Genomic DNA, 25725 nt, shown 5'->3' with positions numbered 1-25725 from the left:
GCTACTTAAGACTTAAGCGTCTTTGTTAGCGTTGATGTAGTCAATTGCAGACTGAACAGTAGTAATTTTTTCTGCTTCTTCGTCAGGAATTTCAGTGTCGAATTCTTCTTCCAAAGCCATCACTAGCTCAACAGTGTCAAGTGAATCAGCGCCTAAATCGTCAACGAATGAAGCTTCTGCTTTTACTTCTTCTTCTTTCACGCCAAGTTGTTCAACGATGATTTTCTTAACGCGTTCTTCAATGTTACTCATAATTCTAGGTTTCCCTTAAACGTCACTAGATAATAAAAGTGCCGCTAGTTTATTTTGCAAGGTGCATCCTTGCAAGCACCAGTTTAAACAAATTTTCTGGTCAAACCAGCGACATTCGAAATTCGTAAAATACTATTTTTACATCCAAGTTCGGGTAAATACCACCCCAAACTAAGGAAAATTCGCAATTTTTGCGAATTTACCCCATATACATACCACCATTTACGTGGATAGTTTCGCCTGTAATATAGGCTGCACCATCGCTCACTAAAAAGGCAACAGTGGCTGCAATTTCATCAGGCGCACCTAAACGGTTCGCCGGAATATCTTTGAAAATGGCTTCTTTTTGGTCATCGGTCAGCGCTTTGGTCATATCAGTATCGATAAAACCTGGCGCTACAACGTTAATGGTAATACCACGAGAAGCCACTTCACGTGCCATTGATTTAGAAAAACCAATAACCCCTGCTTTCGCCGCAGCATAGTTTGCCTGTCCGGCATTACCCGCACTGCCCACCACTGAACCAATATTTACAATGCGACCACAGCGTTTCTTCATCATACCGCGAAGTACCGCTTTAGACAGCGTGAAAATCGAGGTTAAATTGGTGTCGATAATATCCTGCCATTCATCATCTTTCATGCGCATTAGCAGATTATCACGTGTGATACCGGCATTATTGACCAAAATATCGATGCTACCAAATGCGTCGTTAATTGCTTTTAATGTTGTATCTACGCTTTCTTTGTCGGTGACATTAAGCGCAAAACCCTTGCCCCCGAATTCAGAAAGATAATCACTGATCGCTTGCGCGCCATTTTCACTGGTTGCCGTTCCGATAACTGTAGCACCTTGCTGAGCAAGCTGCGTGGCAATCGCCTTGCCTATACCTCGGCTTGCGCCGGTAACAAGCGCAACTTTACCGTCTAATTGACTCATTGCGTTTCCTTATTGTTTTAATGCTTCAACACTATCAGGTGTATTAACTGCAAGAGACGCTAGGCTCTTATCAATACGTTTATTCAGTCCGGTAAGTACTTTACCTGGACCTACTTCAATAACGCGCTCAACACCCGCTGCCGCCAAATATTCAACAGTACGCGTCCATTGAACAGGGCAATATAGTTGTCTTACTAACGCGTTCTTGATTGCATCACCTTGGGTTTCAATAGTGACATCAACATTATTCACAATATTGATTGCAGGCTCATTAACGTTCAATGACGATAACGCGTCTTCTAATTTATCTGCTGCAGGACGCATTAATTCGCAGTGTGAAGGAACGCTTACCGCTAGAGGAAGTGCACGTTTTGCGCCCGCTTCTTTACATGCATTAGCGGCTTGCTCTGCTGCATTCTTTTCCCCTGCAATAACCACTTGGCCTGGAGAGTTAAAGTTTACCGGCGCAACCACATCGCCCGTAGCAATAGCAGTTTGCTGGCATATATCAGCAATGGACGCGTCGTCTAACCCGATAATGGCATACATAGCACCCGCGCCAGCCGGTACAGCCTCTTGCATATATTTACCACGAGCTTCTACAAGCTTGATAGCATCAGCAAAATCCATGGCGCCGCCACATACTAATGCTGAGTATTCACCAAGGCTGTGACCCGCTAGGTAATCTACGTCTATGCCCTGCTCGCGAATAACACGCCAAATTGCAACACTCGCTGCAAGCAACGCTGGCTGAGTGATATGGGTTTCGTTAAGTTTACCGTCTGCATCATTTTGGACTAAATCCCACAGGTCGTATCCAAGTGCGTCAGAGGCTTCTTTAAACGTTGCTTCGATAATAGGAGAAGTCTCAGCAAGTTCCTTTAGCATGCCCACACTTTGAGAACCTTGTCCTGGAAATACACAGGCTGTCTTTGTCATGTCGATTCCTTATTATTTTTAGTTTACTAGAAACGAGAATACGTCGAAGTTAACATACATCATCGCAAGGCTAATAGCGTACAAGCGCTGACGCCCATGCAAATCCGCCTCCGAATGCCTCTAGTAATAAATGCTGTCCGCGTTGAATGCGTCCGTCTCTAATAGCGGTATCAAGCGCTGTGGGAACGGTAGCAGCAGAAGTATTACCATACTGCTCTAACGTAAGCACAACTTGATCAAGAGACATATTTAACTTTTTAGCTGTCGCTTTAATAATTCTAAAGTTTGCTTGGTGAGGTACTAACCAGTCAAGATCAGATTTTTGCATACCGTTCGCAGCAAGGGTTTGTTCAACCACTTCTGAAAGCTTGGTTACCGCTACTTTAAAGACTTCGTTACCGCGCATCACTCCCCAGTTTTCGTGAACTGACTGTTCATCACCACGGGTTGGATTACCTACGTACAACAAGTCGCCGTATGAACCTGCGGCATGAATATGTGTAGATAAAATACCAGGTTCATCACTGGCTTCAATGATGGTCGCACCTGCGGCATCACCAAACAGAATGACCATAGTTCTGTCTTCTGGGTCTATTAGACGGCTTAAGCAGTCGGTTCCGATCACAAGAATGCGTTTAGCCATTCCCGATTTGATGTACTGGTCAGCTACGCTTAACGCATAACAATAGCCTGCGCATGCAGCAGCCACGTCAAATGCTGGAATACCGTCTAAATCAAGAATGCGTTGAATTTCACATGCTGTGCTTGGAAGCGCATAGCGACCACTTGTGGTAGCGCACACAATCATGTCGATAGATTTCGGGTCAATGCCAGCCATTTCGATGGCTTTTTTACTGGCTTCTGCCCCCATGGTAGCAGCGGTTTCATCTGCTCCAATAATGCGTCGCTCTTTTATCCCGGTACGGTCAGTGATCCATTCGTCACTGGTGTCCACCATTTGCTCTAAATCTGCGTTTGTACGCACGTCGCTGGGATAATAGCTACCTGTTCCTATAAAGCGTGAATATTTGCTCAAAGCTGCTCCAACAATACCGTTTCTATCTTTGTCTTTATCTTTTCAGGCAAATGCATTTTTGCTTCTTTCATTGCTTGCACGATGGCGTAATAAAAGGCGTCTTTTTGTGCATTTCCGTGACTCTTGATAACAATGCCGCGCAATCCTATCAGACTCGCACCGTTATACTGGTCGGGGTTCACGCTGTTATAGATAGATTTCAGTAATGGGAAGGCAATTTTTGCTAATAATCGGGTATAAAAGTTTTTCTGAGACTGGCGCTTTACTTCGTTTATCACTAGCTTAGCCAGCCCTTCGCTCGATTTAAGCGCCACGTTTCCGGTAAAACCGTCTGTTACCACCACATCGGCATGATCGGTGAAAATGTCGTCACCTTCAACGTAACCAATATAGTTTATGCCTGGCGCGTCTTTAAAAAGCTGGTCGGCAGATTTTACCTGCGCGTTACCTTTAATTTCTTCTTCGCCCACGTTTAACAAAGCAACGCGTGGCGACTCAATTCCTGCCACTTCTTGTGCAAGCACTGACCCCATCACGCCATATTGGAAAAGTATTTCAGGCGTGCAATTTACGTTAGCGCCTAAATCCAAAAGAAATACGTTATGGTGCCCTGTCGTAGGCATCATGTTAATGAGTGCGGGCCTATCAATACCTGATAAGGTTTTAAGCAAATAGAATGATAGGGTAAGCAGTGCACCGGTATTACCTGCGCTTACGCACGCGTTTGCCTCGCCACTTTCGACAAGTTCAATAACGCGACGCATAGAAGAATCTTTTTTATTTCGTAGCGCTGACGTTGGCGCTTCGCCCATCTCAACCACTTGTGAGCAATGCACAATAGTAACGCGGTTGCGTTCAGCGTTGGTAAGGGGCTGTATACCTGCTTTGATGGTATCTTCATCACCGCATAGCGTGAAGTGCACGTCTGGGTGAAGTTGAATTGCCTTTACGGCTGCGGGAAGGATAACAGGGGGACCATGATCGCCCCCCATGATATCTAACGCGATGGTTAGTTTAGACAAAATGTAGTCGCCGTATTACGCGCCGATTACTTTCTTGCCTTTGTAATAACCGTCAGCGGTCACGTGGTGACGACGGTGAGTTTCGCCCGACGTTGAATCGACAGACAAAGTCGCGCCTGTCAATGCATCGTGTGAGCGACGCATACCGCGCTTAGAACGCGTTTTACGATTTTGTTGTACTGCCATAACTTACTCCTGGTCTCGCTTAAGTTCTTTCAAAACCGCGAAAGGGTTTTGTCGCTCTTGTTCCGGTTCAATCTTTCCAAACGACATATCGTCTTGCTTAACTGTGCACTCCGACTCTGCATGAAGGGGCACAATAGGCAAAGATAACAGTAGCTCGTCTTCAAAAATTTGAAGCAGATTAACTTCTCCGTGGTCGTTGACCTCTACCGGTTCGTAAGCCTCGGGAATGATGTCATCACTTTCCTGTTCTTCTCCCTGCACTGGAGTAAAACAGAATTCCGCTTCCACGGGATAATCGAGTTCACCATTACACCTTTGACAGATAAGTGTTACCTGCGTGGCTAGATGGCCGTGAAAGACAGTAAGACCCTGCGCGTCTTTTTCGAACTGTACTTCTGCGTCCACATAGTCATTGCATCGGACAACTGCTTCACTCAATCGTTCCATATCTTTAGACGCAATCACGCCCCGGTAATCGGAACGTTTCATGGCACTTTTAGTCGGTTCAACCGAATGAGGGAGTTTCACTTTCTGCATAGGGCGCGCATGATATAGGGTCAACCCCTTCCTGTCAAAGCAAAATTGCGTTTTAACCTATAATAAAACACTGTATGTCGCACGCTGTGATAATGTAACATTGCGCTATTAACTGAAAGTACGCAACACGTTGATTTTATAAAAGGAGTAATTGTGGCCTCCCTTGTTCTTGCCTCATCATCCCAATACCGAAAAATGTTACTTGCCAACATTGGTATTCAGGTAGACACCCACGCACCAGATATTGACGAAACGCCCTTTGCAAACGAAAGCCCTACGGCATTAAGTTTACGTTTGGCCGAACAAAAGGCGCACAAGGTTGCCGCTGAATTAAAAAAAGTAAATAGCGACACCATTATTATTGGTAGCGATCAAGTGGCTTTGGTACAAACCGATGCGGGCCCGCAGCTACTTGGCAAACCAGGTACGGTCGAAAATGCAGTAAATCAGCTATTGGCATGCCAAGGTAAACAAGTGTCATTTTATACCGCACTTTGTCTTCACCAACCTAGTGCCAATAAAACGATAACGCAGGTAGATGAAACACGCGTTTTCTTTCGGCATAACAGTAAAGCTGCCATTCGCGCCTATGTAAATAAAGAGCAGCCACTTGATTGCGCCGGCAGTTTTAAAAGCGAAGGTTTGGGCGTATTACTGTTTGATAAAATAGAAAGCCGCGACCCTAACAGTTTAATAGGTCTTCCTATTATGCTGCTAAATGAATTACTGGGCGCACACTTCGATGTGGATTTATTAGCGATGGCTGCACAGTAAACCACTGATTTTGTCAAAACGGCACTATTTGGGCAGTTCTTTAGAAACAGCGCTAACTAAGTAGCGCTGTTTCTAGCTCGCTTATAGAGTGAACAAGCGCCACAGGTGTCAATGCTTCTAAATGAACCTGTGCATGCACGCCGTATGACACCCCTATCCTATCCATACCAATCGTTTTTGCCATTTGCATATCGTAAGTTGTGTCGCCAATCATCACGGCATCTTTTATTTCATAGCCCAGCTCATCAAGTAACTGTAACAGCATGTCGGGCGAAGGCTTTGATTCTGCTTCGTCGGCAGTGCGTGACGCACTAAAGAAAGGTCCGGTTCCTGTTTGTGCCCACGCTCTATCAAGACCGCGGCGCGCTTTACCTGTCGCAACGGCTAAGGTGCATCCCGCATCTTTCAAATTGCTAAGTAACTGCTCAACGCCATCAAACAAAGGGCAAGGCGTTGTATCACGGGTAACAAACGCCTCTTTATAGGCGGCGACTAAACGCTCCGCTAACTCATCATCTTCAATATTAAAAAGCTGTTTAATGGCAGGCTTTAAACTTATACCAATAATGTGGCCTACTTCGTCGTAGGAAGGAACAGGCATATCACACTGCCTTGCGGCAAGCTGCATGCAGCTAACAATTTTCGCCGCTGAATCCATGAGCGTGCCGTCCCAATCAAAGATTACAAGTTTGTACTTAGGTAGTTTTTCATCTAACGAAATGAAAGGCTGTGTTTCCACAGCTTGGTTCTTTGAATGCATATTTTACAGCGCTTTAAGTGTATTTGAGAGCGTGTCGTCTAAAGGCGCGGTAAATGTGACGCGCTCTTCAGTCGCTGGGTGCAGCAATGAAATACTGCGAGCGTGAAGGAACAGTCTATTCAGCCCTTTTTGGCGCATTGCCACGTCAAAATCCGCATCGCCATATTTTGGGTCACAAGCAATAGGGTGACCTGCATGCAAGCAGTGAACGCGAATTTGGTGCGTTCTACCCGTAATAGGCGACGCTTCAACCAAGGTTGCCCCTGCGTATTCTTCTAATATGCGATAGCGTGTTTCTGACGGTTTACCATCATCACTTACACTCACCATGCGCTCACCCGATTGCAGTACATTTTTACGAAGCGGGGCTTTAACTTTAAATCGAGTTTTAGGCCATTCACCTGCAACCAGCGCATTGTATCGCTTGTCCATTTTGCCAGTGCGAAGTTGCTCGTGCATATGGCGAAGTGCAGAACGCTTCTTCGCAATTAAAATACAACCTGAGGTGTCACGATCTAATCGGTGAACCAGCTCCATGAACTTGGCTTCGGGACGCAAAGCTCTTAAGCCCTCAATTAAACCAAAGCTTAAGCCGCTTCCTCCGTGAACGGCCATGCCCGACGGCTTGTTGATAACAAGTATACGGTCGTCCTCGAAAAGGATATGCGACTCTAGTGATGCAATTTTATCGAGCTTAGGTGATGGCGCAGGCGCGCCTTCCGACACGCGAACCGGTGGAATTCTGATTAAATCGTCGGCTTGTAACTTGTATTCAGGCTTAACGCGACCTTTATTCACTCGCACTTCACCTTTGCGTAAAATGCGATAAATCATGCTTTTCGGCACGCCTTTCAACTGTGTACGTAAAAAATTATCGATACGTTGACCAGCCAAGTCGGCTTCAACCGTTACAAATCGTACTTTTTTGGGAGCTTCTTCTTTCATGCCCAGAGTATACCTCATTGGTATTTCTCTGGGCTAATTGAAAGTGATAAATATTTGAAAAAAGCGCTTATCGCTGCAATTTTGGGCAAAGGCAGTTTTTCTTAATGTATCCAAACTCTATTGTCTGCCTGCATGTAAAGATATACACAATTTATTCACTTGCTTTCCTTGCTAAAATTGCAGTTTTGGTGCGATAATTAATGACGTTTTTTGGACGGTGTAATTCACAAATTAGTTTTTGAAGATAAGCGGTAAAATAAAGCCCTTTTCAAAAACGTGAAACCAAGCGTTATAAAAACAACAATCAAGAAAGAGATGGCAATCTGCAATGAATGATAATGCTGCTCAAACTTGTAAAACGAAAAAGTATGGCGTTCGCGTTGGTAGCATCCGCAATGAAAATTAATTTTCAGACCAACCAAGCTAGAGAGGCAACGACTACACTGCCGTGATAAAGCAACCGCCATTGCTTGCGAACATAAAATAAGTTTGCCGTTAACTAACAGAATTAAATGACACGCAAGCAAATAACATTGCTTGTAAAAAAGAATACAGTAATAAGGGCTAGTCGCTCCCGACATCCTTAAAGCAGTGTGGCCATAGTAATTTGCTTGAGAATTTGTCTAAAAATAAGACATAAGCGAATTCAATTGAATTTGAGCGCTAAAAACGGCGCTAACATGGCCAACCACCAGGGATAATGCGACGATACAACAAAGTCCCCGTCCAGCCGTGAGGTTGCGCGGTGAGGGTTTGCACATGTCACTTTAATTTTGTGTCTTAACGGCTGTACTAAAAACAGAGTTAGATACAATGAAAAGAATGTTAATTAATGCAACTCAGCAAGAAGAGTTGCGCGTTGCCCTTGTTGATGGGCAACGGTTGTACGATTTAGATATTGAAAGCCCAGGGCACGAACAGAAAAAAGCGAACATCTACAAAGGTAAAATTACCCGCGTTGAACCAAGCTTAGAAGCTGCTTTCGTTGACTACGGCGCAGAGCGTCACGGTTTCCTACCCCTTAAAGAAATTGCCCGCACTTACTTCCCTAAAGGTTACAAATTTGAAGGCCGCCCAAACATCAAAGATGTGATCAAAGAAGGCCAGGAAGTTATTGTTCAAATTGACAAAGAAGAACGTGGCCAAAAAGGCGCTGCGTTAACCACTTTCCTATCGCTTGCGGGTAGCTATCTGGTACTTATGCCAAATAACCCTCGCGCTGGTGGTATCTCTCGCCGTATTGAAGGTGACGAACGTACAGAGCTTAAAGAATCACTAAGCAAGTTAGATCTTCCTGACGGTATGGGCCTTATTGTCCGCACCGCTGGTGTAGGTAAATCTTACGAAGAGTTAGAGTGGGATTTAAAAGTCTTGCTTAAACACTGGGAAGCGATTTCAGAGGTAGCAGAAGAGCGAGAAGCTCCTTTCTTAATTCACCAGGAAAGTAACGTTATCGTTCGCGCTATCCGCGACTACCTACGTCGCGATATTGGTGAGATACTTATCGATAAAACCAGTATCTACGAACAAGCGTTACAGCACATCCAACTGGTGCGCCCTGACTTTGCCAACCGCGTAAAACTTTATCGTGGTGAAGTACCATTATTCAGCCACTACCAAATCGAAAGCCAAATTGAGTCTGCGTTCCAACGCGAAGTGCGTTTACCGTCTGGCGGTTCAATTGTTATCGACCCAACAGAAGCACTAACCTCTATTGATATCAACTCTGCCCGCGCAACTAAGGGTGGTGATATTGAAGAAACAGCGCTTAACACAAACCTAGAAGCGGCAGACGAGATTGCCCGTCAACTGCGTCTTCGCGACCTAGGCGGATTGGTTGTAATCGACTTCATTGATATGACGCCAGTACGTCACCAACGTGAAGTTGAAAACCGCATGAAAGACGCGGTAAGAAGCGACAGAGCACGAGTTCAACTAGGTCGTATTTCTCGCTTTGGTCTTCTTGAAATGTCCCGTCAGCGTTTACGCCCTTCACTGGGTGAATCTGCACACCATGTGTGCCCTCGCTGTTCTGGTCACGGAACTATTCGCGGCACTGAGTCATTGGCGCTGTCTATTCTTCGTATTCTGGAAGAAGAGAGCATTAAAGAGAATACAGGGCAAATTGAGGCCCAATTACCTGTTCCGGTAGCGACGTACTTACTTAACGAGAAGCGTAAGTCTATTCAGCTTCTAGAAAAACGCCACGGCGTTGACTTGTTACTTATTCCTAACGCAAATCTAGATACACCTCATTACCAAGTATTGCGTAGACGCCCAGATGATGTGGTTTCAGAAGCAAGTTACGACGTAGAGTTGATGCCTGCGGTAGAAGCTGAGACGGAGGCGACGACTTCTGCACCGGTTAAACGTGAAGAGCCAGCACTTAAAGGCCTTGTTGCACCAACGGCTGCGCCTGTTGTAGCGCCAAAAGAAGAGCCAGCGAAGAAAGCAGACGATGTACCTTCGCTATTTGCCCGATTTGGTAAGTGGATTAGTGATTTATTTGGTAGCGAAAGCGAAGAAGAAACCAACAAAGACAAAAAGCCACAGTCTGGTAACAAAAATAGAAACAACCGCAGCCGCAATAACGACGATCGTCGCCGCAAGCCGCGCAACAAGAATAATCGTCGTGGCAACCAGTCTCAAAACAGAGACCAAGGTAAAGACCAAAATCGCGATGGTGAGCAGAATGATAATCGCAAACCGCGCGGCGATCAGCAGCGAGATCAGCGTCAAGATCAAGATGATAAGCGCAATAACAAAGGTCGTAAGTCTCGTAAGGCACAGCAACCACGCGATGAGCAACAAAAGCCTAAGCACGAGAAGCAAGATGGCGAGCAGCAAGAAAACCAAGCTCAGAAGAAGCGTGAAGTTGCTGAGCGCAGAAAACGTCGTGACAAGCGCCGCAGCGTTCGTGTGAAGAAAGATGACAACGCGGTAAATACAGCTGAACAAAACGAAGCGCAGGCCGCACCAGTAGCCAAAGAAACGCCAGTGCAGCAGAAAGCTAAGGCTGACACTAAGCAGAAAGCGCCGAAGGCAGAGACTCCGGTTGAAAACACGGCAGAGCCGAAGCAAGATGCGCAAAAACCAACAGTGAAAGCAGAGAAAAAGTCAGCTGAAAAACCTGTTGAAGCGAAGCCAGTATCGGATGCTGTTAAGGGTGGAGATGACTCATCTGCGGTAACTAGTGATGCCGTTGAAAATACTGATGCAAATACCGACGCTAATAGTGAAGAGCAAGGTCAGAAACGTGAAGGTCGTGGCCGTTCACGCCGCTCTCCACGCCATGTTCGCGCAGCAGGTCAACGTCGTAAGAAAGAGTCGCAGCAAGTTGACGATACAGAAACGCAAGCTAAACAACCTGGTGAGCTGTCACCACAGCAGGCGGAAACTGAAGTTGAAGCGGCAGCCAAAATAGAGGCACCGGTTGTTGAAGAAACACAAGCGCAAGAGCCTGGACAACTAGCACCAGCCGACGAGCAACCTGTTTCTAAACAAGATAAGCAAGAAAAAGCTAAGCTTGATGTTGAAGCTGTTCAAGACGAGCTTCAGTTTGATGCAGAGCCTTCAGCTGGCAAAGAGCCTTCAGCGGACGATAAAGCTTCAGCGGACGATAAATCTTCAGCGGACGATAAATCTTCAGCGGAAGAAGCAACTTCAGCAGAATCTGTTGATTCAACTGAAAAGGTAACGTCAGCAGGCGACACTGCGACGACTGAAACCGAATCGGCTAAAGCGACAGAAACTTCTGTGCAAGAAAGCAGCGCCGAAGAAAAGGCATCAGCAGCACAAGCCGAACCTGCAGTTGAAGGCAAAGCAACGCAAGCTGATACTGCGCAAGAAGCCTCGGCACCAGAAGCTAAAGATGAAGCAGAAATATCGCCAGAGCAAGTTGAAATAAACTTGGCGGTTGCACCTGTTGATGCCGAACCTGAAGCACCAGCACAAGAAGCAGAAGCGCCAGTGGTAAACGAAAAAGCAGCGCCTTCTACCAGCCTAGCAGCAAGTGGCAAAGGTAAGCGTGGTGCATCGCATCCTATGGCATTACCAGCATCAGTAAACGACGTAATCGTTGATGTTGCGCTTACCGCTAAAGCCGACGAAACACGACCTGTACTCGCAGTATCGGGTAAAACTGCGGCTATGTCGCACGTTACTTCTCGGGCTTCAGCAGCAACTACGCTTCCTCAATCAGTAGATGAGGTTGTTGACGTGGCAGCCGTGGCTGAATAGTTTTCAGCAACGAGTAACTTGACGCAAAAGCCGCTTCCGAGCGGCTTTTTTGTTTGTTAACGTGCTTTTAAATATGAATCCAAGTTGAGAATAGAATGTCAGACACGGTAAACCAGCAATATATCGATTGGTTAAGCCAAGTGTGTAACGCGCAGGTATCAGATACCCAACTAATCCAGCCTCTTTGGAGTGGCTACGGTGCTTGCTTTCGTGCCATTTTAAACTATTCAAATGATACTTTTTCAAAGGGCTACGACAGAAATAGCCCTTTCCAGAGAAGCCTTCATAACCAAGCTCCAAAAAAACCAATTAGCGTGCAAAAAGGTGACGACAAAGTAGCACTTAAGGTAGTTGTAAAATGTGCTACCCCGCCAAGCGAACTTTCGCACCCTAAAGGTTGGAATGGTGAGGCTAGCCACGACCGCAAGTGTCAATCTTTTAAAGTAGAGAGTTGTTTTTACAGCAACCTCCAAAAGCAAACTGACGCCTCCTGTCGCACAGCGAGATACCTAGGGCATAGTCAACAAGGTGAAGCCTCCCTTCTTGTTATGGAAGACTTAGCGCACAGTGGTTACTCTCGCACCGCATCTTCGCTTACCGCTGCCCAATGCAAAATCGTTCTAAAATGGCTAGCCAACTTTCACGCACGTTTTCTAAATGTAAGAGATGAATTTGATAGCCGAAATATACAGTTATGGTCTGAGGGCACTTATTGGCACTTGGCAACACGTAATGACGAGTTCCACGCCATGTCGGATGGAGCACTAAAACAACATGCTGTCGCTATAGCTAACACGTTAAGCAACGCTCATTATCACACTTTAGTGCACGGCGATGCTAAAGTGGCTAACTTTTGTTTTACCGACGATTTTTCTGACTGTGCAGCCGTCGACTTTCAGTATGTAGGTTATGGCGCAGGCATAAAGGACGTGGCGTATTTTTTGGGCAGCGCCCTTTCAACCCAAACCCACATAAAGCATCGTGATGCTTTGCTTAACACCTACTTTCAAGCCCTCGAAGATGCGCTACACGCTCGACTGTCTAACAATGATAATTCAGCTTATTTCAAGCGTGATGATATTGCGCTAATCATTGCTGAATGGAAGTATTTGTACCCCTTCGCCTGCGCTGACTTTTATCGGTTCTTAGCAGGTTGGAGCCCCGCACACTGGAAAATAGATGAAGAACTTCAGTATCAAACAGATATCGCTTTATCCGTGCTAGACGCACGGCTTAAACGTTTACGTGTTCATATTGATCATGACTAGGGCCTGATGACTTTTTGTCGTAAACCAAAGGTCAACAAACCCTATATTCTTACTTTCATAAACGCGCCCTTTTATCTTCTCTACCGCGCCCGTTTTAAGTTCAATTCTTACGCCGATTCAACCGGCATGTCGCTTGTAGCCCATATGATGAGACTTGCTATTTTATTGCCATGAAACTGCACCATTAATTTACATTTAGCGTATATAGTGACAAATAATCATAACGCTGCTGCCAATGTACAAACGTAAACTTTACCTATTTGGGTTTCTGTCCACATTTATCTTGTTAATTGCATTGGCCAGCGCCGCCGTTTCAGCCCACTTAACACGCACAAACTTAGCCCAAGCTCAGCTCGCTCAGTCGCTATTGTCAGAGCACCAACAATTATCAAGCATTTCCTATCGGCTTTTTAAGCAGCTCACTGACGAGCTTATTTTTGGAAAGAATGCGAACCAGGCGAAAGTGCGCAATAAGCAACAACAAATCGAAAATTCGCTGAACCGAATAAAGTCGCTAGAACTTGACCAACGCGAAGCACTAGGGCTTGAGGCAACATTAGGAAGTGTAGAAGATACTGACGAACTAGAGGCGCTTATACAAAGCATTGTGAAAGAGTTTAGAGCAATTGCCCTTAGCAACGACCGTACTCCGCTAAATCAACAGCAGCGCCTTCAAACATTGTTAGAAGTGACTATCGACAATCAGTTCAGGGAAGCCATCAACTCTGCTGTAAACCGCCAGAGCGGCGTTGTGTCGCGCATTAATGCCAGTATCGAAACCCTTAACACCAGTATTGTATGGTTTACTATAAGTTTAGGCCTTATCACCTGTCCTTTCATTCTGCTGGGTTGCTATTGGCTTTTTAATGCATTGTATCAGCCACTTACAGTCATTCGCACAGGTACCGATGCCATAGCATCAGGTAACTATCACTATCGATTGCCTGAAACTTTAGATAGCGAATTCACCGACTTGGTAAAAGCCCTAAACTCGATGATTGCGCGGTTACAGGAACATGAAGATCAGGCTGATGCCCATCGCAAGCACTTAGAGTTTGAAGTAGAAAGCCGAACACGGGCGTTAAAAGAAGCCAACAATAAACTCACTCAGCTAGACGCAAAGCGACGGCAGTTTATGGCAGATGTTAGTCACGAATTGCGCACGCCGTTAACCATTATTCGCGGCGAAGCGCAGGTTACTCTAAGACAAGCTGCAGCTAGCAACGAGATTTATAAAGAAACGCTAGAAACCATACTTGAGCAAGCCGTGAACTTAAGTAAGTTAGTTGATGATTTGCTGCTGCTAGCACGTGCCGAGATGCACGAATTTACTGTAGATTTGGTTAAATCGGACTTACATAGCCTGCTTACGCAAAACATGGCGTTATGGCAAAAGCTCACAAAGCCAAGAGATTTAGACCTTAAATGGCATGCCAATAATGAAGTCCAAGTACTCATTGACAAAGACAGGATCGCACAGGTACTGACTATTCTTATAGAAAACGCGCACAAATATTCTTATCCGGATACGCCCATCGTGCTGCGCGTTGAAAGCGAGGGCCCGAATATCAAAGTATCGGTTATTGATAGCGGTGAAGGCATTTCTTCAAGTGATTTGCAGCACGTTTTTGAACGCTTCGTTAGGTTAAAACGCAAAGGTAATGGAATGGGACTAGGTCTGTCTATTGCTAAAGCGATAGCAGAAGCCCACCACGGCACATTAAGTGCGCATTCCACATTAGGTAAAGGCTCGCAGTTCACGTTGACGCTGCCGGTTTTAGATGACCAAGGGCCCCGTTAAATCATTACCAATATTTCATAACATCGAACGGTTAGGATTATAACAACAATGAAAATTCTTATTGCTGATGACGAAGCTCCCTTACTACGGTTTTTGTCACGAGGCTTAAGCGCTGAAGGTTTCGAATGTATCGAAGAGTCGGCATTACACAACTTAGTCACGCGCATTCGCCACGAAGGACCTGCTATTATTGTGCTAGATCGCATGTTTGGTGATGAAGATAGCGTAGAGCTGCTGCCCGCAATCAAATCGCTTCCCCATGCCCCTATGGTTTTGTTGCTAACCGCGGTGGACGAAGTACGCGAACGTGTGAATGGTTTAAAACAAGGCGCGGATGACTATTTGTGCAAGCCATTTGACTTTGACGAACTGCTTGCACGCATAACGGCCTTAAGCCGAAGAGTAACAAGCACACCGGTTACCCAATTAGGCCTCACTATCGGACCACTTAACATCGATGATGAGTCACGTATTGCAACATTGTCTGGGGAAGAGATTTCGCTCACCAAACTAGAATACGACATGCTCTATTATTTTGCCGAAAATGCTGAAAAAGTGCTGTCTCGGGAACGGATTTTAAGTCGAGTATGGCGCAGCCATAGCGACCCGCTAACGAATGTTGTTGATGTATATATCAGTAGGCTGCGACAAAAGCTTCACAGCAGTGATGCCATATTTATTGAAACCCTGCGAGGTAACGGCTATCGGTTGACCACCAGAAAATAGCCGTTTCGTCTCATTAGCTATTGCATTCATGGGTTACCCCGCCTATTTTGAACACTCGTTCAAAACTCTATTAAGGATAATTATGGTTCGCTCACCGTTCTCATTACTTTCAAAACTATGTTGCGCAACAGCTGTAGGTCTCAGCCTAGTGTCTTCACCTGTCTTCGCTCAGACAGACACTACTGAAGCAGATCAGTCGGCTAACAACATGGCAATGTCTACGAGCGAATTAAGAGCACCAAAAGTTATCTTTTTCGATGTTAATGAGACTTTACTTGACCTTACGGCCATGCGGAGCTCGGTAGGCGAAGCCTTGGGTGGTCGAGATGATTTATTGCCGCTGTGGTTTTCTACCATGCTGCATCATTCACTGGTCGATTCAACAACAGGTCGCTTCCATACCTTTGGAGAAATTGGCGTTGCCTCACTGCTTATGGTCGCTGAAATTGAAGGTATCGAATTGACCAAAGAGCAAGCCAAAACGGCAATCGTTACGCCATTGCGAAGCCTTCCGCCCCACCCTGACGTGCGCGATGGCTTGCAGGCACTTAAAGACAAAGGCTATAAACTCGTAAGCCTAACCAACTCGTCTAATCAAGGCGTTTATACCCAATTTAAGAATGCTGAACTTTTATCTTACTTCGACGAGCGACTCAGTGTAGAAGACATCAATCTGTACAAGCCCGATACACGTACTTACGAGTGGGCTATTGAAAAAATGGGGATAGCAGCAGAAGACGCTATGCTAGTGGCGGCACATGGCTGGGATATTGCTGGTGCTAAGCAAGCTGGCTGGCAAGCCGCATTTATTGCACGTCCAGGTAAGGTACTTTATCCGTTAGCAATAGCGCCTGACACGGTAGTAAGTGGGCTAGATGAACTGGTATCTCAATTACCGGATGCAAAATAAGCGTTAGGGTTTAACAAGGCATCAAGGTAGTCTCAAGGTCCACTAAAAAGCACAGTTTATCGGTTGGCACGCACAAGCAACTTGGCTTAATACTCAGGCAAAACACCTGAGCCAAAGCTAATGCCAATCCGCATAGTTCATTGCTCGCTGAGTGGGTAATTATCTATGCGGACTGGTACAAAGTTATGCCAACCGTTTTTTCGAGCTAGGCTTTTGCCGTACCTGCTCTTTTCATATCGATGTGGGGAATATCGTCTTCCAAGTACATAGTCGACGTGGCTTCAAACCCAAAGCTTTCATAAAAGCCTTTTAAATATTCTTGCGCGCCAATTTCAATATCACAGCCCGGCCATAGCGCCTCGCAATGATCAAGAGCTTCACGCATAAGCGCTTTACCAGCCCCCTTCCCTCTGAAGGTTTCGCTGGTAGCCACTCGGCCGATACTGACCGATGGATAACTTACGCCTTCGCCAAGTAATCGTGCACACGCCACTAAGTTGTTGTCTTGAAACCCCATTAAATGGCGTGTTTCCGGGTGGCGGTCTTTTTCATCAAGCTCAGGATAGGCACAGTTTTGTTCAACAACAAAAACATCGACACGCAGCTTGAGTAAGTCGAAGAGTTGATGATTAGTCAGTTCGTTAAAAGTAAGTGATTGCCAAGAAACCATGTTGCCTCGATGAATGTTTGTTATTAACGTGTGAGAAGCGCATTGAATAAGCGCTTCGAAAGACCTTTGTTGGTTTAAACGAATTTTAAAGCCATTGTTATCAAGATCCTCATTTTAGGACCGTAGCGAAGATAACGATAGGATTAACGTAACGCAACCCATTTGCTCAAAATGCGCTTCAACTTTCTGCTGCTTGGACGGTTGACGCTCGCGGCATAAAAAGCTTAACGCCTACTGATAGCGGGCTCTCAGCTTGAAATAAACGGTTAATTAATGAACCCTATCAAATAGTTAGCGTAAATAATGGAACACCAATAGAAGAATGGTTATTGTGTATTGAGACAATGACTTGGCAGTTGTAACTGTTTTTCTATGATAAACAACCGCGCAGGCACAGGGGCGAAAAATGAGTGATAAGCGCAATATCAAAACTTACGACAAACCTGCTGGTGGATGGGGCGCTTTAAAAAGCGTAACCCAAAGCTGGCTGCAAAGCGAAAAGCCGCTTAAAAACTTGCGAGCCATGCTTAAAACTAACCAAGACAAAGGGTTTGACTGCCCAGGGTGTGCTTGGGGTGAGTCGCCAGAAAGCGGATTAGTGAAGTTTTGTGAAAATGGTGCTAAAGCGGTGAATTGGGAGTCTACGGGCCGTTATGTTGACCCTGCGTTTTTCTCTAACCATTCAGTAAGTTCGCTCAAGAAGCACACTGACTATTGGTTAGAATCACAAGGTAGACTCACACACCCTATGCGCTTCAATGCTCAGACTGATCACTACGAGCCCGTATCATGGGACGATGCCTTTGCACTTATCGCTAAACATCTAAATGGTTTACCTTCACCTCACCAAGCAGAATTTTATACCTCTGGGCGGGCGAGTAACGAAGCCGCCTATTTATACCAGTTATTCGTACGCGCATTTGGCACCAATAATTTTCCCGACTGTTCGAATATGTGTCACGAAGCGTCAGGCCAAGGGATGAAACCAACCATAGGTGTGGGTAAAGGTACGGTCACGTTTAACGACTTTGAAAAGGCAGATACCATATTTGTTATAGGTCAAAACCCCGGGACTAACCACCCTCGCATGCTAGAGCCGCTGCGCGACGCTGTTAGAAGAGGCGCTCAGGTAGTTTGCTTTAACCCGCTAAAAGAGCGCGGGTTAGAAAAGTTTCAACACCCGCAGCACCCCCTTGAGATGTTAACTAATGGCTCAACCCCAACTAATACCGCTTACTTCAGACCAGCACTTGGCGGAGACATGGCGGTTATGCGCGGCATTGCTAAATGGCTGCTAACCTGGGAACACGAAGCCAAAGCGAACAATGCTCCACCCGTATTCGACCACGACTTTATTAATGCACATACCAACGGCATGGATGACTATTTAACTGAAGTTGAAGCGACGAGCTGGGAGCATATTGAAACGCAGAGCGGCTTATCAAAAGACGAAATACGCCACGCGGCTACCATGTACAAACGTGGAGAACGGGTGATCATGTGTTGGGCAATGGGAATTACACAGCACAAGCACTCTGTCGCTACAGTTCAGGAAATAGTGAACGTTCAGCTACTACGAGGAAACGTGGGTAAGCCAGGTGCAGGGCTTTCTCCTGTTCGGGGCCACAGCAATGTTCAGGGAGATAGAACCGTCGGTATTAACGAGGTACCGCCTAAAGCCTTGCTCGACGCGCTAGAAAGCAAGTTTAACTTCGCCGTTCCACGAGAAAGAGGTCACAATACCATTCAAGCTATTCAGGCTATGGAAAGTGGTGAATCTAAAGTTTTCATCGGCCTAGGCGGTAATTTCGCCCAAGCGACGCCAGATACGCCGCGTACTCATGCTGCGCTGTCACAATGCGACTTAACAGTTCATATCGCCACCAAATTAAATCGTTCTCACCTAACCACAGGTAAAGACGCACTTATTTTACCCTGCTTGGGGCGCACTGAAATCGATATGCAGGCTAACGGCCAGCAGGGTGTAACCGTTGAAGATACGTTTTCTATGGTCCATATTTCTTATGGCCAACTTCCGCCAAGCTCGCCCGAACTTCGCTCTGAACCCGCTATTATTGCTGGTATCGCGAAGGCGACGTTAGGCAACACGCCGGTAGACTGGGACTTCTTAATAAGCGATTACGGCAATATTCGTGAGCTCATTGCCGACACCATAGACGGTTTTAAAGACTTTAACACCAAACTCGCTCAACCGGGTGGTTTTCATTTAGGTAATGCAGCAGGTGAGAGACGCTGGTTAACACCATCGCGCAAAGCCGAGTTTGCTGCTAACGCCCTGCCTGATTCACTGTTAAATGCTGACCTCGTTGCGAAAGGTGAAGAGCCGGACCTCATTTTACAAACATTGCGCTCTCACGATCAGTACAACACAACTATCTATGGTATGGATGACCGCTACAGAAACGTGTTTGGCGCGCGGGACGTTCTTTTTGTTAATGAACGTGATATTAAGAAGCTGGGATTTAATGATGGCGATAAAGTCGATATTACATCAATGTGGAACGACGGCAAAACTCGCCAAGTTAAACAGTTTATGTTGGTAGCTTACGATATACCGCCGGGCCAAGCAGCAGCGTATTACCCCGAAACCAATCCGCTAGTACCGCTTGAAAGCTACGGCGATGGTACATTCACACCAACGTCGAAATTTATTGCGATCAAGCTTTCGAAATCTAAACCAGACGGTCGAATTGAAGTGCGTAACAGTTAGAACTTGACTCGCGGGTCCATTGAGGAGGTTCCCCAAACTTTTATTACCTATTTGGCGTATAGGCCCTTGGAGCATCACGCTTCGGCACATGAACTAGCGTAACACCATGACGACTCGCCCACTTAACCGATAGTGCTGTGGGCGCAGATAAAGTGACTAAAATGGAAAACTTAGCTCTTATCGCTTTTTGTACTAACTCTAAACTGCAGCGACTTGTAAGCACAACAATACCTTCAGGCTGAAAGAGTTTTTTGGTGGTGATAGCACCAATAAGCTTATCAAAAGCATTGTGTCTTCCAATGTCTTCTCGACACGCAAGTATGTTACGCATTAAGTCAACATAAACTGCTCCGTGCACGGCACCACTGCGTTGAGCTAAAACTTGCGTTCGTGAAATAAGATCTCTTAAGCCCTCAAACCAACCAGGCTCAGGCAAGGACACTGCTCTCACGGGCTCCAGTTTTGGCAACACCTGTTCAAGTGCTTGAGCGCCACATAGGCCACAACCTGATGTACCCGCCAATGTTCGCTTATTTTTTTTTAAATTCCAAAAAGCCTGATTGGCTATTTCTACGTCGGCATTGATATAGTCCTCATTATAATCAAGAGTAATCCCATAGAGCTGCCTAGAATGCTGAATAATATCGTTGCTTAGGCTGAATCCTAAAATAAAATCTTCAATATCATTAGGAGTTACAAGCATGACAGCATGGTTTATGCCGTTATAGTTGATGCTAAGCGCAACTTCTTCTGCCAATGTAAACGATTCAGTGGCAGGGTTATCATTAATTACCAACGCGCTCTTTCGGTGCACTAAAGGGTGTTCGGGGTCATTCAAAAACACTTTTTGCGCATCGGTAGTCACATCAACCCTCCTGTATCATTCTCGTTCGCCACCTTTTTTCATAGTGTAAAGGTCTTTATTGCGTTTCATTAGGCCAGTCATCTGGTGTGTTGACATTAAGCCATTGCGCACTGTCATTTTTACTGGCGGTTGCTTCTTGATAAGTAAGTGCATCAATTCGTTGTAAAAAGCCAACTACCCGCCTTCGGTTTTCTACCACAAGATATTGCTCTAATGCTGAGAAATGAGAGCTCTCGACGGGTAAATAGAACGGCAGAAAGCGCTCTTCTACATAACATGGTCGTTTGTGCTCTCTGCCATAATTGACCATTGACTGTAAAAATTTGGGGCTCATCAGAGGCATATCAACAGGCATAACTACGACATCTACTATTGTGCCTTTTTCAGCCCTATGATGAAGCATCCGCATCAAAGCATGCAGGCCAGCAAGTGGCCCACCGTTTTCTATTACATCGTTGATAAAGCCCGGCGTATTTCGGCTAATGAAAATTTGTTCGCAACCTGCTTGTTCAAGAAGCGCGGATGTATGATTAATCAGCGTATTACCTTTATATTTCATTAACGCTTTGTCTTCACCCATTCTTCTCGCTTGGCCGCCGGCCAAGACCAACCCAATTAACATAAACGCTTTAACTCACTGTTACTTTGCATGAAGCAGCCACGCATTGTTTTCAACAGCCGTTTTGCGCTTTCGATACTTTCTCTTCATGACCATTAGACTGAAAATAAAGAGCAACGCGACCGGCGATTCATTTACGGCATGTGTGATCACAGTTTCGTAACCAATATCAGCAAAAGATGCGATAGTAGTGTTACTTAGATAAGTCGACCTTGATTCTAAATAGCCAGTCATTAACTCAGAGGACCCTCCAAGCCATTGCTCGTCCCAGTGGCTATCTTCAGTGCCCGGGCCACCATCGCGTTCAACTGGAATGAACGAAGCATTAGTATTAAATTCTTCTTGATACGTGTTTAGCGCATAACTCCCGGTATAGCGGCCACTTCCTGCTTTGTAAACCGACTGACTGCCCGGAAAAAGTTGTGTTTGGTCCCACAGTGTACCAAAACCAATTACATGCGCCATTTCATGAATAATGACGTCAAACAGGGTGTTTTGCCTTTCTAGATTTACCAAGTCTTCAGTATCAAAGCGCATTATCCCAGTGACTGAATAAGCGAAAAGGCTGTTTTCATAAACCGTGCGACCTATGGGCCCCGCCTGCCCTAATACTCCTCCCTTACCATCTATTTGTGCCCCTAGCGCATAGATTGTCAACGTGTGGTCTGAATTTGCCTGAACGCCTGTGAGAAAACTTTGCCAATAAGCTACCGCGTCATCAAATAAACGCGATTGACTTGGTGTAAGCCCCCCTAAGTTATTCACCTCGATGCTAAACAACCCTGCCTGTGACTTGCCGCAGAAAAAGCACAGTGGCAATAGAAGTGGGATAAAAAAAATGCGTAGTATGCTTTTCACTGTCTTCCCTAAATGGAGTGATGTAATGTAATTAAAGGTATAGGATAAAAATTTTTATTTTGATAGCGAGGGGGAAAGATATCATTAAATATTCTAAGGATGTCTCACCAGAGGCTGCACATTAAATCGTCTACATCATCGCTTTAACACCTTTTTGCACACACAAAAACACTGCCAATCTAATTATCAGCAGTGCTAATTTTCGCGCCTTTTCTTTTCTAGTACTTATATTTGTGGACAGTAACGCCTTAGCTTACCAAGTAAGATCATCGGGTATCTCATAATCGGCATACCAATCATCTTCGGCTTCGTCTTTGCCGTCTGTACCGCTTTTATCAAGGTCTGCTCGATAGATGACAAAGGACTCATCGCGCTGGGAAATTTTGTCTGCAACGGGCGTTGGTACAAGTTCGTAAGCGTCATCTAATATTACAATGGCAAGGCGGCCTTTGGTCACCTGTCTATGAATCTCTTCGCTCACATACATTCGCTTCACCACGTTGTCGTGAGTAAAGTTCAACAGCATGTCTCCGCTACGCGGTTGCTTATTTACCGTTATAAGTTGCTTAACCTGTGCTGCAACTGAACGTTTTTCCTTCTCCTGCTGTTGAAGCTGATTCAGCTCACGGGAGCGGGCTTTTTTCTCTTCAGCGGCCTTTTGAGCAGCAATAGTCGCTTCATCGATTATTGGTTGTTTTTGTTTATTCTTCTGTTTTTGTTTTTTACGTTTGTCAGCGCGTGCTTGTTTTGCTGACGCTTTATCGGCCAAACCGGCTTTCAGAAGTTGGTCTTGTAAGGAGGCCATAACTATTCTCTTCTACTGTTTACGACGCTATCTCTATATTGTGCAATCGGCGAGTTATATTCACTAACCGGCAAAGAAAGCCCGAACATTTTTCGGGCATACATCTTGTGTTAGCAGGCGTGACTATTATTCACTGGCCTTATTTTTTCTTGGCTTTAGCCGCTGGCTTTTTAGCCGCTTGCTCTTGCCACTTGCCATTGTCGTACCACGCAGACCAGCCTGTTGCCTTACCATTGTCATTTTCAGACATTACGTATTGCTGTTTAGTTTTTCTGCTATAGCGAACTATTGCAGGATTCCCATCTGGATCTGTCTTCGGCGCATCAGCAAGATAGTAGAATTTCGGCGAAATTCTGTCTCTAAAGCGCGCAAGTTCTTCCACTTTCGGCGCACGCGTCTCTCGCGACTTAGGAAAGTTATGCGCTGCTAAGAAAATACCCGACGCGCCGTCACGTAACATAAAGTGCGCGTCTGATTTTTCACACGGCAGCTCAGGTAAATCTACCGGATCTTCTTTTGGCGGCGCAGCTTCGCCGTTTCTAAGTAGCTTACGCGTATTCTTACATTCTTCGTTGGTGCAGCCGAAGTATTTGCCAAATCGACCATTTTTCAGCTCCATATCGCTGCCGCATTTGTCACACTCAATAATAGGGCCGTCATACCCTTTTATCTTAAATGTGCCCGTTTCAACTAAAGTGCCATCGCATGTGGGTGTGTTACCACACACATGAAGTTTACGGGTTTCGTCAACCAAATAGCTGTCCATCGCCGTGCCACATTCAGGACAACGTTTTTTAGAGCGAAGCGCTTCTGTTTCCAGCTCTTCTTCATCGTCCACTTTCACCACTTCATCACCTGGAGTTAAATTCATGGTGTTCGTGCAGCGCTCTTTAGGTGGCAAATTGTAGCCTGAGCAGCCCAAGAATACGCCAGTTGAGGCGGTTCTCACATTCATTTCACGGCCGCATTTATCGCACTCAATACCAGCAGGTACCGCCTGGTTTAAACGCATTCCCCCTTCTTCTGGGTCTTTTTCTGCGTTCAGCAGTTTACCGTAGAATCCACTGTAGAAATCATTAAGTACATCTTTCCAGTCTTTATTGCCTTCAGCAATATCATCAAGATGTTGCTCCATATTGGCGGTAAAGTCATAACTCATTAAATCGTCGAAGTTTTCCATGAGACGATCGTTAACAATCTCGCCCATCTTCTCGGCATAAAAACGCTTATTCTCTAAGCGAACATAACCGCGATCTTGAATGGTAGATATAATACTGGCGTATGTCGATGGACGACCTATACCGCGCTTTTCTAACTCTTTTACTAAAGAGGCTTCATTGAAACGCGCTACGGGCTTAGTAAAGTGCTGCTTAGGATCAAGCGCTTTCAAATCAAGCACATCGCCTTTTTGCACATCAGGTAACATAAGCTCTTCTTCACCTTTCTTGCGAAGCTGCGGCTGAACACGCGTCCAACCGTCGAACTTAAGTACGCGACCTTTCGCCGTTAGCTCGTAATCACCTGCTGCAACTTTGATGGTAGTCGCATCGTACTTAGCTGGCGTCATTTGACAGGCCACAAACTGGCGCCAAATAAGCTCATAAAGACGCTGTGCATCGCGTTCCATGTCGCCTAAACTTGCAGCACTTATGCTCACATTTGAAGGGCGGATCGCTTCGTGCGCCTCTTGCGCACCTTCTTTACTACCGTAGCGATTTGGCGAATCAGGCAGGTACTTGTCACCAAAATTATCTGAAATGTACGCACGGGCACTATCCAACGCCTCTTGGCTTAAATTAGTTGAATCAGTACGCATATAGGTGATGTAGCCCGCCTCATAAAGGCGCTGTGCCATCATCATGGTTTTCTTAACACCAAATCCCAGTCGAGTACTTGCCGCTTGTTGTAGCGTTGAGGTAATAAATGGTGCAGAGGGACGACTTTGCGTAGGCTTAGATTCTCGACTTTCTACCTTATAGTCAGCCCCTTCAAGCTCAGCAAGTGCTTTATCTGTTTCTGATTTATTTTTAGGCTTGAACGCGTTGCCTTGGTACTTCGCTACCAACATGCGAAGTGCTGCTTGTTGCTGACTGCTTAAATCTGCGTGTACGTCCCAGAATTCCTCAGGCACAAACGCCTTAATTTCTCGCTCACGCTCTACAACAAGCCTTACTGCAACCGATTGAACACGACCAGCAGAAAGGCCTCTAGCGATTTTTTTCCACAGAAGTGGAGAAACCATAAACCCTACAACACGGTCGAGGAAACGGCGAGCTTGCTGTGCATTGACGCGAGAGATGTTCAGTTCACCCGGGTCTGAGAATGCATCTTGAATCGCGTTTTTGGTAATCTCGTTAAATACAACCCGTTGATAAGTCTTACCTTTCTTACCAAGCAGTTCTTGTAAGTGCCACGCGATAGCTTCTCCTTCTCGGTCCAAATCGGTTGCGAGATAGATAGTGTCAGCATCTTTTGCGAGTTTTTTGAGTTCGTTAACGACCTTTTCTTTACCCTGCAGCACTTGATAATGCGCTTTCCAGTCTTGTTCCGGATCGACACCCATTCTATCGACAAGCTTCAGATACTCGTGCCGGCGAAGGTAATTTTGTCTCTCTTCTTCGCTTAACGTTTTGAGTTCTTTTGCCGGTTTTTTAGGCTCAACTTTGCCTAACGCCTTCGTTGGGAGATCTCGCACGTGGCCAACCGAACTTTTTACAATAAAATCTTTACCAAGATATTTATTTATCGTTTTCGCTTTGGCTGGTGACTCGACTATGACCAGTGATTTTGCCATATATTTGAACTAAACCTATTGATTTTTAATGACTATTTACGTCAATTT

General features: G+C 45.6%; 22 protein-coding genes. 7 read left to right on the top strand and 15 right to left on the bottom strand.

What is annotated here, in order from left to right; translation table 11 throughout:
* Positions 1 to 12: 12 nt before the first annotated feature.
* From acpP to yceD, 7 genes are all read right to left on the bottom strand, one after another.
* Positions 13 to 252: an acyl carrier protein gene (gene acpP, locus BK026_RS03375; RefSeq protein WP_012518211.1), complete on the bottom strand. Its 240-nt coding sequence runs from the start codon at positions 250 to 252 to the stop codon at positions 13 to 15.
* A 199-nt stretch (positions 253 to 451) separates the two neighbouring features.
* Positions 452 to 1192 (bottom strand): 3-oxoacyl-ACP reductase FabG, encoded by a 741-nt coding sequence (fabG, locus tag BK026_RS03370; protein WP_071814540.1) that lies wholly within the window; start codon positions 1190 to 1192, stop codon positions 452 to 454.
* Between the two features lie 9 nt (positions 1193 to 1201).
* Positions 1202 to 2131, bottom strand: a complete 930-nt coding sequence (fabD, locus tag BK026_RS03365; protein ID WP_071814539.1) for an ACP S-malonyltransferase — start codon at positions 2129 to 2131, stop codon at positions 1202 to 1204.
* A 70-nt stretch (positions 2132 to 2201) separates the two neighbouring features.
* Positions 2202 to 3167 (bottom strand): beta-ketoacyl-ACP synthase III, encoded by a 966-nt coding sequence (locus BK026_RS03360; protein ID WP_071814538.1) that lies wholly within the window; start codon positions 3165 to 3167, stop codon positions 2202 to 2204.
* A complete protein-coding gene (plsX, locus tag BK026_RS03355; protein WP_071814537.1) occupies positions 3164 to 4189 on the bottom strand; it encodes a phosphate acyltransferase PlsX in 1026 nt (341 codons plus the stop codon). The genes BK026_RS03360 and plsX overlap by 4 nt, the downstream gene beginning before the upstream one ends.
* A 15-nt stretch (positions 4190 to 4204) precedes the next feature.
* A complete protein-coding gene (rpmF, locus tag BK026_RS03350; protein WP_012518206.1) occupies positions 4205 to 4375 on the bottom strand; it encodes a 50S ribosomal protein L32 in 171 nt (56 codons plus the stop codon).
* A gap of 3 nt (positions 4376 to 4378) precedes the next feature.
* Entirely contained in the window at positions 4379 to 4912 is a 534-nt protein-coding gene (gene yceD, locus BK026_RS03345; protein WP_014976324.1) for a 23S rRNA accumulation protein YceD, read from the bottom strand.
* Positions 4913 to 5065: 153 nt separating this feature from the next.
* Between yceD and BK026_RS03340 the strand changes: the two genes are divergently transcribed.
* Complete coding sequence (locus tag BK026_RS03340; RefSeq protein ID WP_071814536.1) at positions 5066 to 5686, top strand: nucleoside triphosphate pyrophosphatase; 621 nt, start codon at positions 5066 to 5068, stop codon at positions 5684 to 5686.
* A 52-nt stretch (positions 5687 to 5738) separates the two neighbouring features.
* Here the strand turns inward: BK026_RS03340 and BK026_RS03335 are convergent, their stop codons facing one another.
* Together BK026_RS03335 and rluC are read right to left on the bottom strand one after the other, a co-directional pair.
* Positions 5739 to 6446 carry an HAD-IA family hydrolase gene (locus BK026_RS03335; protein ID WP_071814535.1) on the bottom strand — a complete coding sequence of 236 codons (708 nt, stop codon included), beginning with the start codon at positions 6444 to 6446 and terminating at the stop codon, positions 5739 to 5741.
* A 3-nt stretch (positions 6447 to 6449) separates the two neighbouring features.
* Complete coding sequence (rluC, locus tag BK026_RS03330) at positions 6450 to 7391, bottom strand: 23S rRNA pseudouridine(955/2504/2580) synthase RluC (protein ID WP_071814534.1); 942 nt, start codon at positions 7389 to 7391, stop codon at positions 6450 to 6452.
* Between the two features lie 813 nt (positions 7392 to 8204).
* Here rluC and rne point away from each other — a divergent pair.
* The 5 genes from rne to BK026_RS03305 all read left to right on the top strand — a co-directional run bounded on the left by rne (position 8205) and on the right by BK026_RS03305 (position 16335).
* Positions 8205 to 11630 (top strand): ribonuclease E, encoded by a 3426-nt coding sequence (rne, locus tag BK026_RS03325; RefSeq protein ID WP_083574992.1) that lies wholly within the window; start codon positions 8205 to 8207, stop codon positions 11628 to 11630.
* A gap of 95 nt (positions 11631 to 11725) precedes the next feature.
* Positions 11726 to 12898, top strand: coding sequence for a phosphotransferase (locus BK026_RS03320; RefSeq protein ID WP_071814533.1), 1173 nt, complete (start codon positions 11726 to 11728; stop codon positions 12896 to 12898).
* Between the two features lie 235 nt (positions 12899 to 13133).
* On the top strand, positions 13134 to 14699 hold the full coding sequence (locus BK026_RS03315) for a HAMP domain-containing sensor histidine kinase (protein ID WP_071814532.1): 1566 nt from the start codon (positions 13134 to 13136) through the stop codon (positions 14697 to 14699).
* Between the two features lie 48 nt (positions 14700 to 14747).
* On the top strand, positions 14748 to 15425 hold the full coding sequence (locus tag BK026_RS03310) for a response regulator transcription factor (RefSeq protein ID WP_071814531.1): 678 nt from the start codon (positions 14748 to 14750) through the stop codon (positions 15423 to 15425).
* Positions 15426 to 15507: 82 nt separating this feature from the next.
* A complete protein-coding gene (locus BK026_RS03305; RefSeq protein WP_071814530.1) occupies positions 15508 to 16335 on the top strand; it encodes a haloacid dehalogenase type II in 828 nt (275 codons plus the stop codon).
* Between the two features lie 205 nt (positions 16336 to 16540).
* On the opposite strand, the gene BK026_RS03300 is transcribed toward BK026_RS03305, so the two are convergent.
* Entirely contained in the window at positions 16541 to 17005 is a 465-nt protein-coding gene (locus BK026_RS03300; protein ID WP_071814529.1) for a GNAT family N-acetyltransferase, read from the bottom strand.
* A gap of 406 nt (positions 17006 to 17411) precedes the next feature.
* Between BK026_RS03300 and BK026_RS03295 the strand changes: the two genes are divergently transcribed.
* Entirely contained in the window at positions 17412 to 19736 is a 2325-nt protein-coding gene (locus tag BK026_RS03295) for an FdhF/YdeP family oxidoreductase (RefSeq protein ID WP_071814528.1), read from the top strand.
* A 43-nt stretch (positions 19737 to 19779) separates the two neighbouring features.
* On the opposite strand, the gene fdhD is transcribed toward BK026_RS03295, so the two are convergent.
* From fdhD to topA, 5 genes are all read right to left on the bottom strand, one after another.
* Positions 19780 to 20601, bottom strand: coding sequence for a formate dehydrogenase accessory sulfurtransferase FdhD (fdhD, locus tag BK026_RS03290; RefSeq protein ID WP_256253653.1), 822 nt, complete (start codon positions 20599 to 20601; stop codon positions 19780 to 19782).
* A gap of 55 nt (positions 20602 to 20656) precedes the next feature.
* Positions 20657 to 21223, bottom strand: a complete 567-nt coding sequence (locus BK026_RS03285; RefSeq protein WP_071814527.1) for a molybdenum cofactor guanylyltransferase — start codon at positions 21221 to 21223, stop codon at positions 20657 to 20659.
* Positions 21224 to 21241: 18 nt separating this feature from the next.
* Positions 21242 to 22078 (bottom strand): leishmanolysin, encoded by an 837-nt coding sequence (locus BK026_RS03280; protein ID WP_256253652.1) that lies wholly within the window; start codon positions 22076 to 22078, stop codon positions 21242 to 21244.
* A gap of 253 nt (positions 22079 to 22331) precedes the next feature.
* On the bottom strand, positions 22332 to 22883 hold the full coding sequence (locus BK026_RS03275) for a DUF2058 domain-containing protein (RefSeq protein WP_071814526.1): 552 nt from the start codon (positions 22881 to 22883) through the stop codon (positions 22332 to 22334).
* Between the two features lie 139 nt (positions 22884 to 23022).
* Positions 23023 to 25677, bottom strand: coding sequence for a type I DNA topoisomerase (gene topA, locus BK026_RS03270; protein ID WP_071814525.1), 2655 nt, complete (start codon positions 25675 to 25677; stop codon positions 23023 to 23025).
* Positions 25678 to 25725: the final 48 nt, after the last annotated feature.

Source organism: Alteromonas sp. V450, assembly GCF_001885075.1.
Classification (GTDB): Bacteria; Pseudomonadota; Gammaproteobacteria; order Enterobacterales; family Alteromonadaceae; genus Alteromonas.
The sequence above is the reverse complement of the archived record's forward strand: the minus strand, read 5'-3'. Positions and strand labels throughout refer to the sequence as shown.

Bases quoted from the DNA above. Each gene is read 5' to 3' on its own strand.
- acpP (WP_012518211.1), bottom strand. From the start codon at position 252: ATGAGTAACATTGAAGAACGCGTTAAGAAAATCATCGTTGAACAACTT.
- fabG (WP_071814540.1), bottom strand. From the start codon at position 1,192: ATGAGTCAATTAGACGGTAAAGTTGCGCTTGTTACCGGCGCAAGCCGA.
- fabD (WP_071814539.1), bottom strand. From the start codon at position 2,131: ATGACAAAGACAGCCTGTGTATTTCCAGGACAAGGTTCTCAAAGTGTG.
- rpmF (WP_012518206.1), bottom strand. From the start codon at position 4,375: ATGGCAGTACAACAAAATCGTAAAACGCGTTCTAAGCGCGGTATGCGT.
- yceD (WP_014976324.1), bottom strand. From the start codon at position 4,912: ATGCAGAAAGTGAAACTCCCTCATTCGGTTGAACCGACTAAAAGTGCC.
- BK026_RS03335 (WP_071814535.1), bottom strand. From the start codon at position 6,446: ATGCATTCAAAGAACCAAGCTGTGGAAACACAGCCTTTCATTTCGTTA.
- rluC (WP_071814534.1), bottom strand. From the start codon at position 7,391: ATGAAAGAAGAAGCTCCCAAAAAAGTACGATTTGTAACGGTTGAAGCC.
- rne (WP_083574992.1), top strand. From the start codon at position 8,205: ATGAAAAGAATGTTAATTAATGCAACTCAGCAAGAAGAGTTGCGCGTT.
- BK026_RS03320 (WP_071814533.1), top strand. From the start codon at position 11,726: ATGTCAGACACGGTAAACCAGCAATATATCGATTGGTTAAGCCAAGTG.
- BK026_RS03315 (WP_071814532.1), top strand. From the start codon at position 13,134: ATGTACAAACGTAAACTTTACCTATTTGGGTTTCTGTCCACATTTATC.
- BK026_RS03310 (WP_071814531.1), top strand. From the start codon at position 14,748: ATGAAAATTCTTATTGCTGATGACGAAGCTCCCTTACTACGGTTTTTG.
- BK026_RS03305 (WP_071814530.1), top strand. From the start codon at position 15,508: ATGGTTCGCTCACCGTTCTCATTACTTTCAAAACTATGTTGCGCAACA.
- BK026_RS03300 (WP_071814529.1), bottom strand. From the start codon at position 17,005: ATGGTTTCTTGGCAATCACTTACTTTTAACGAACTGACTAATCATCAA.
- BK026_RS03295 (WP_071814528.1), top strand. From the start codon at position 17,412: ATGAGTGATAAGCGCAATATCAAAACTTACGACAAACCTGCTGGTGGA.
- BK026_RS03285 (WP_071814527.1), bottom strand. From the start codon at position 21,223: ATGTTAATTGGGTTGGTCTTGGCCGGCGGCCAAGCGAGAAGAATGGGT.
- BK026_RS03275 (WP_071814526.1), bottom strand. From the start codon at position 22,883: ATGGCCTCCTTACAAGACCAACTTCTGAAAGCCGGTTTGGCCGATAAA.
- topA (WP_071814525.1), bottom strand. From the start codon at position 25,677: ATGGCAAAATCACTGGTCATAGTCGAGTCACCAGCCAAAGCGAAAACG.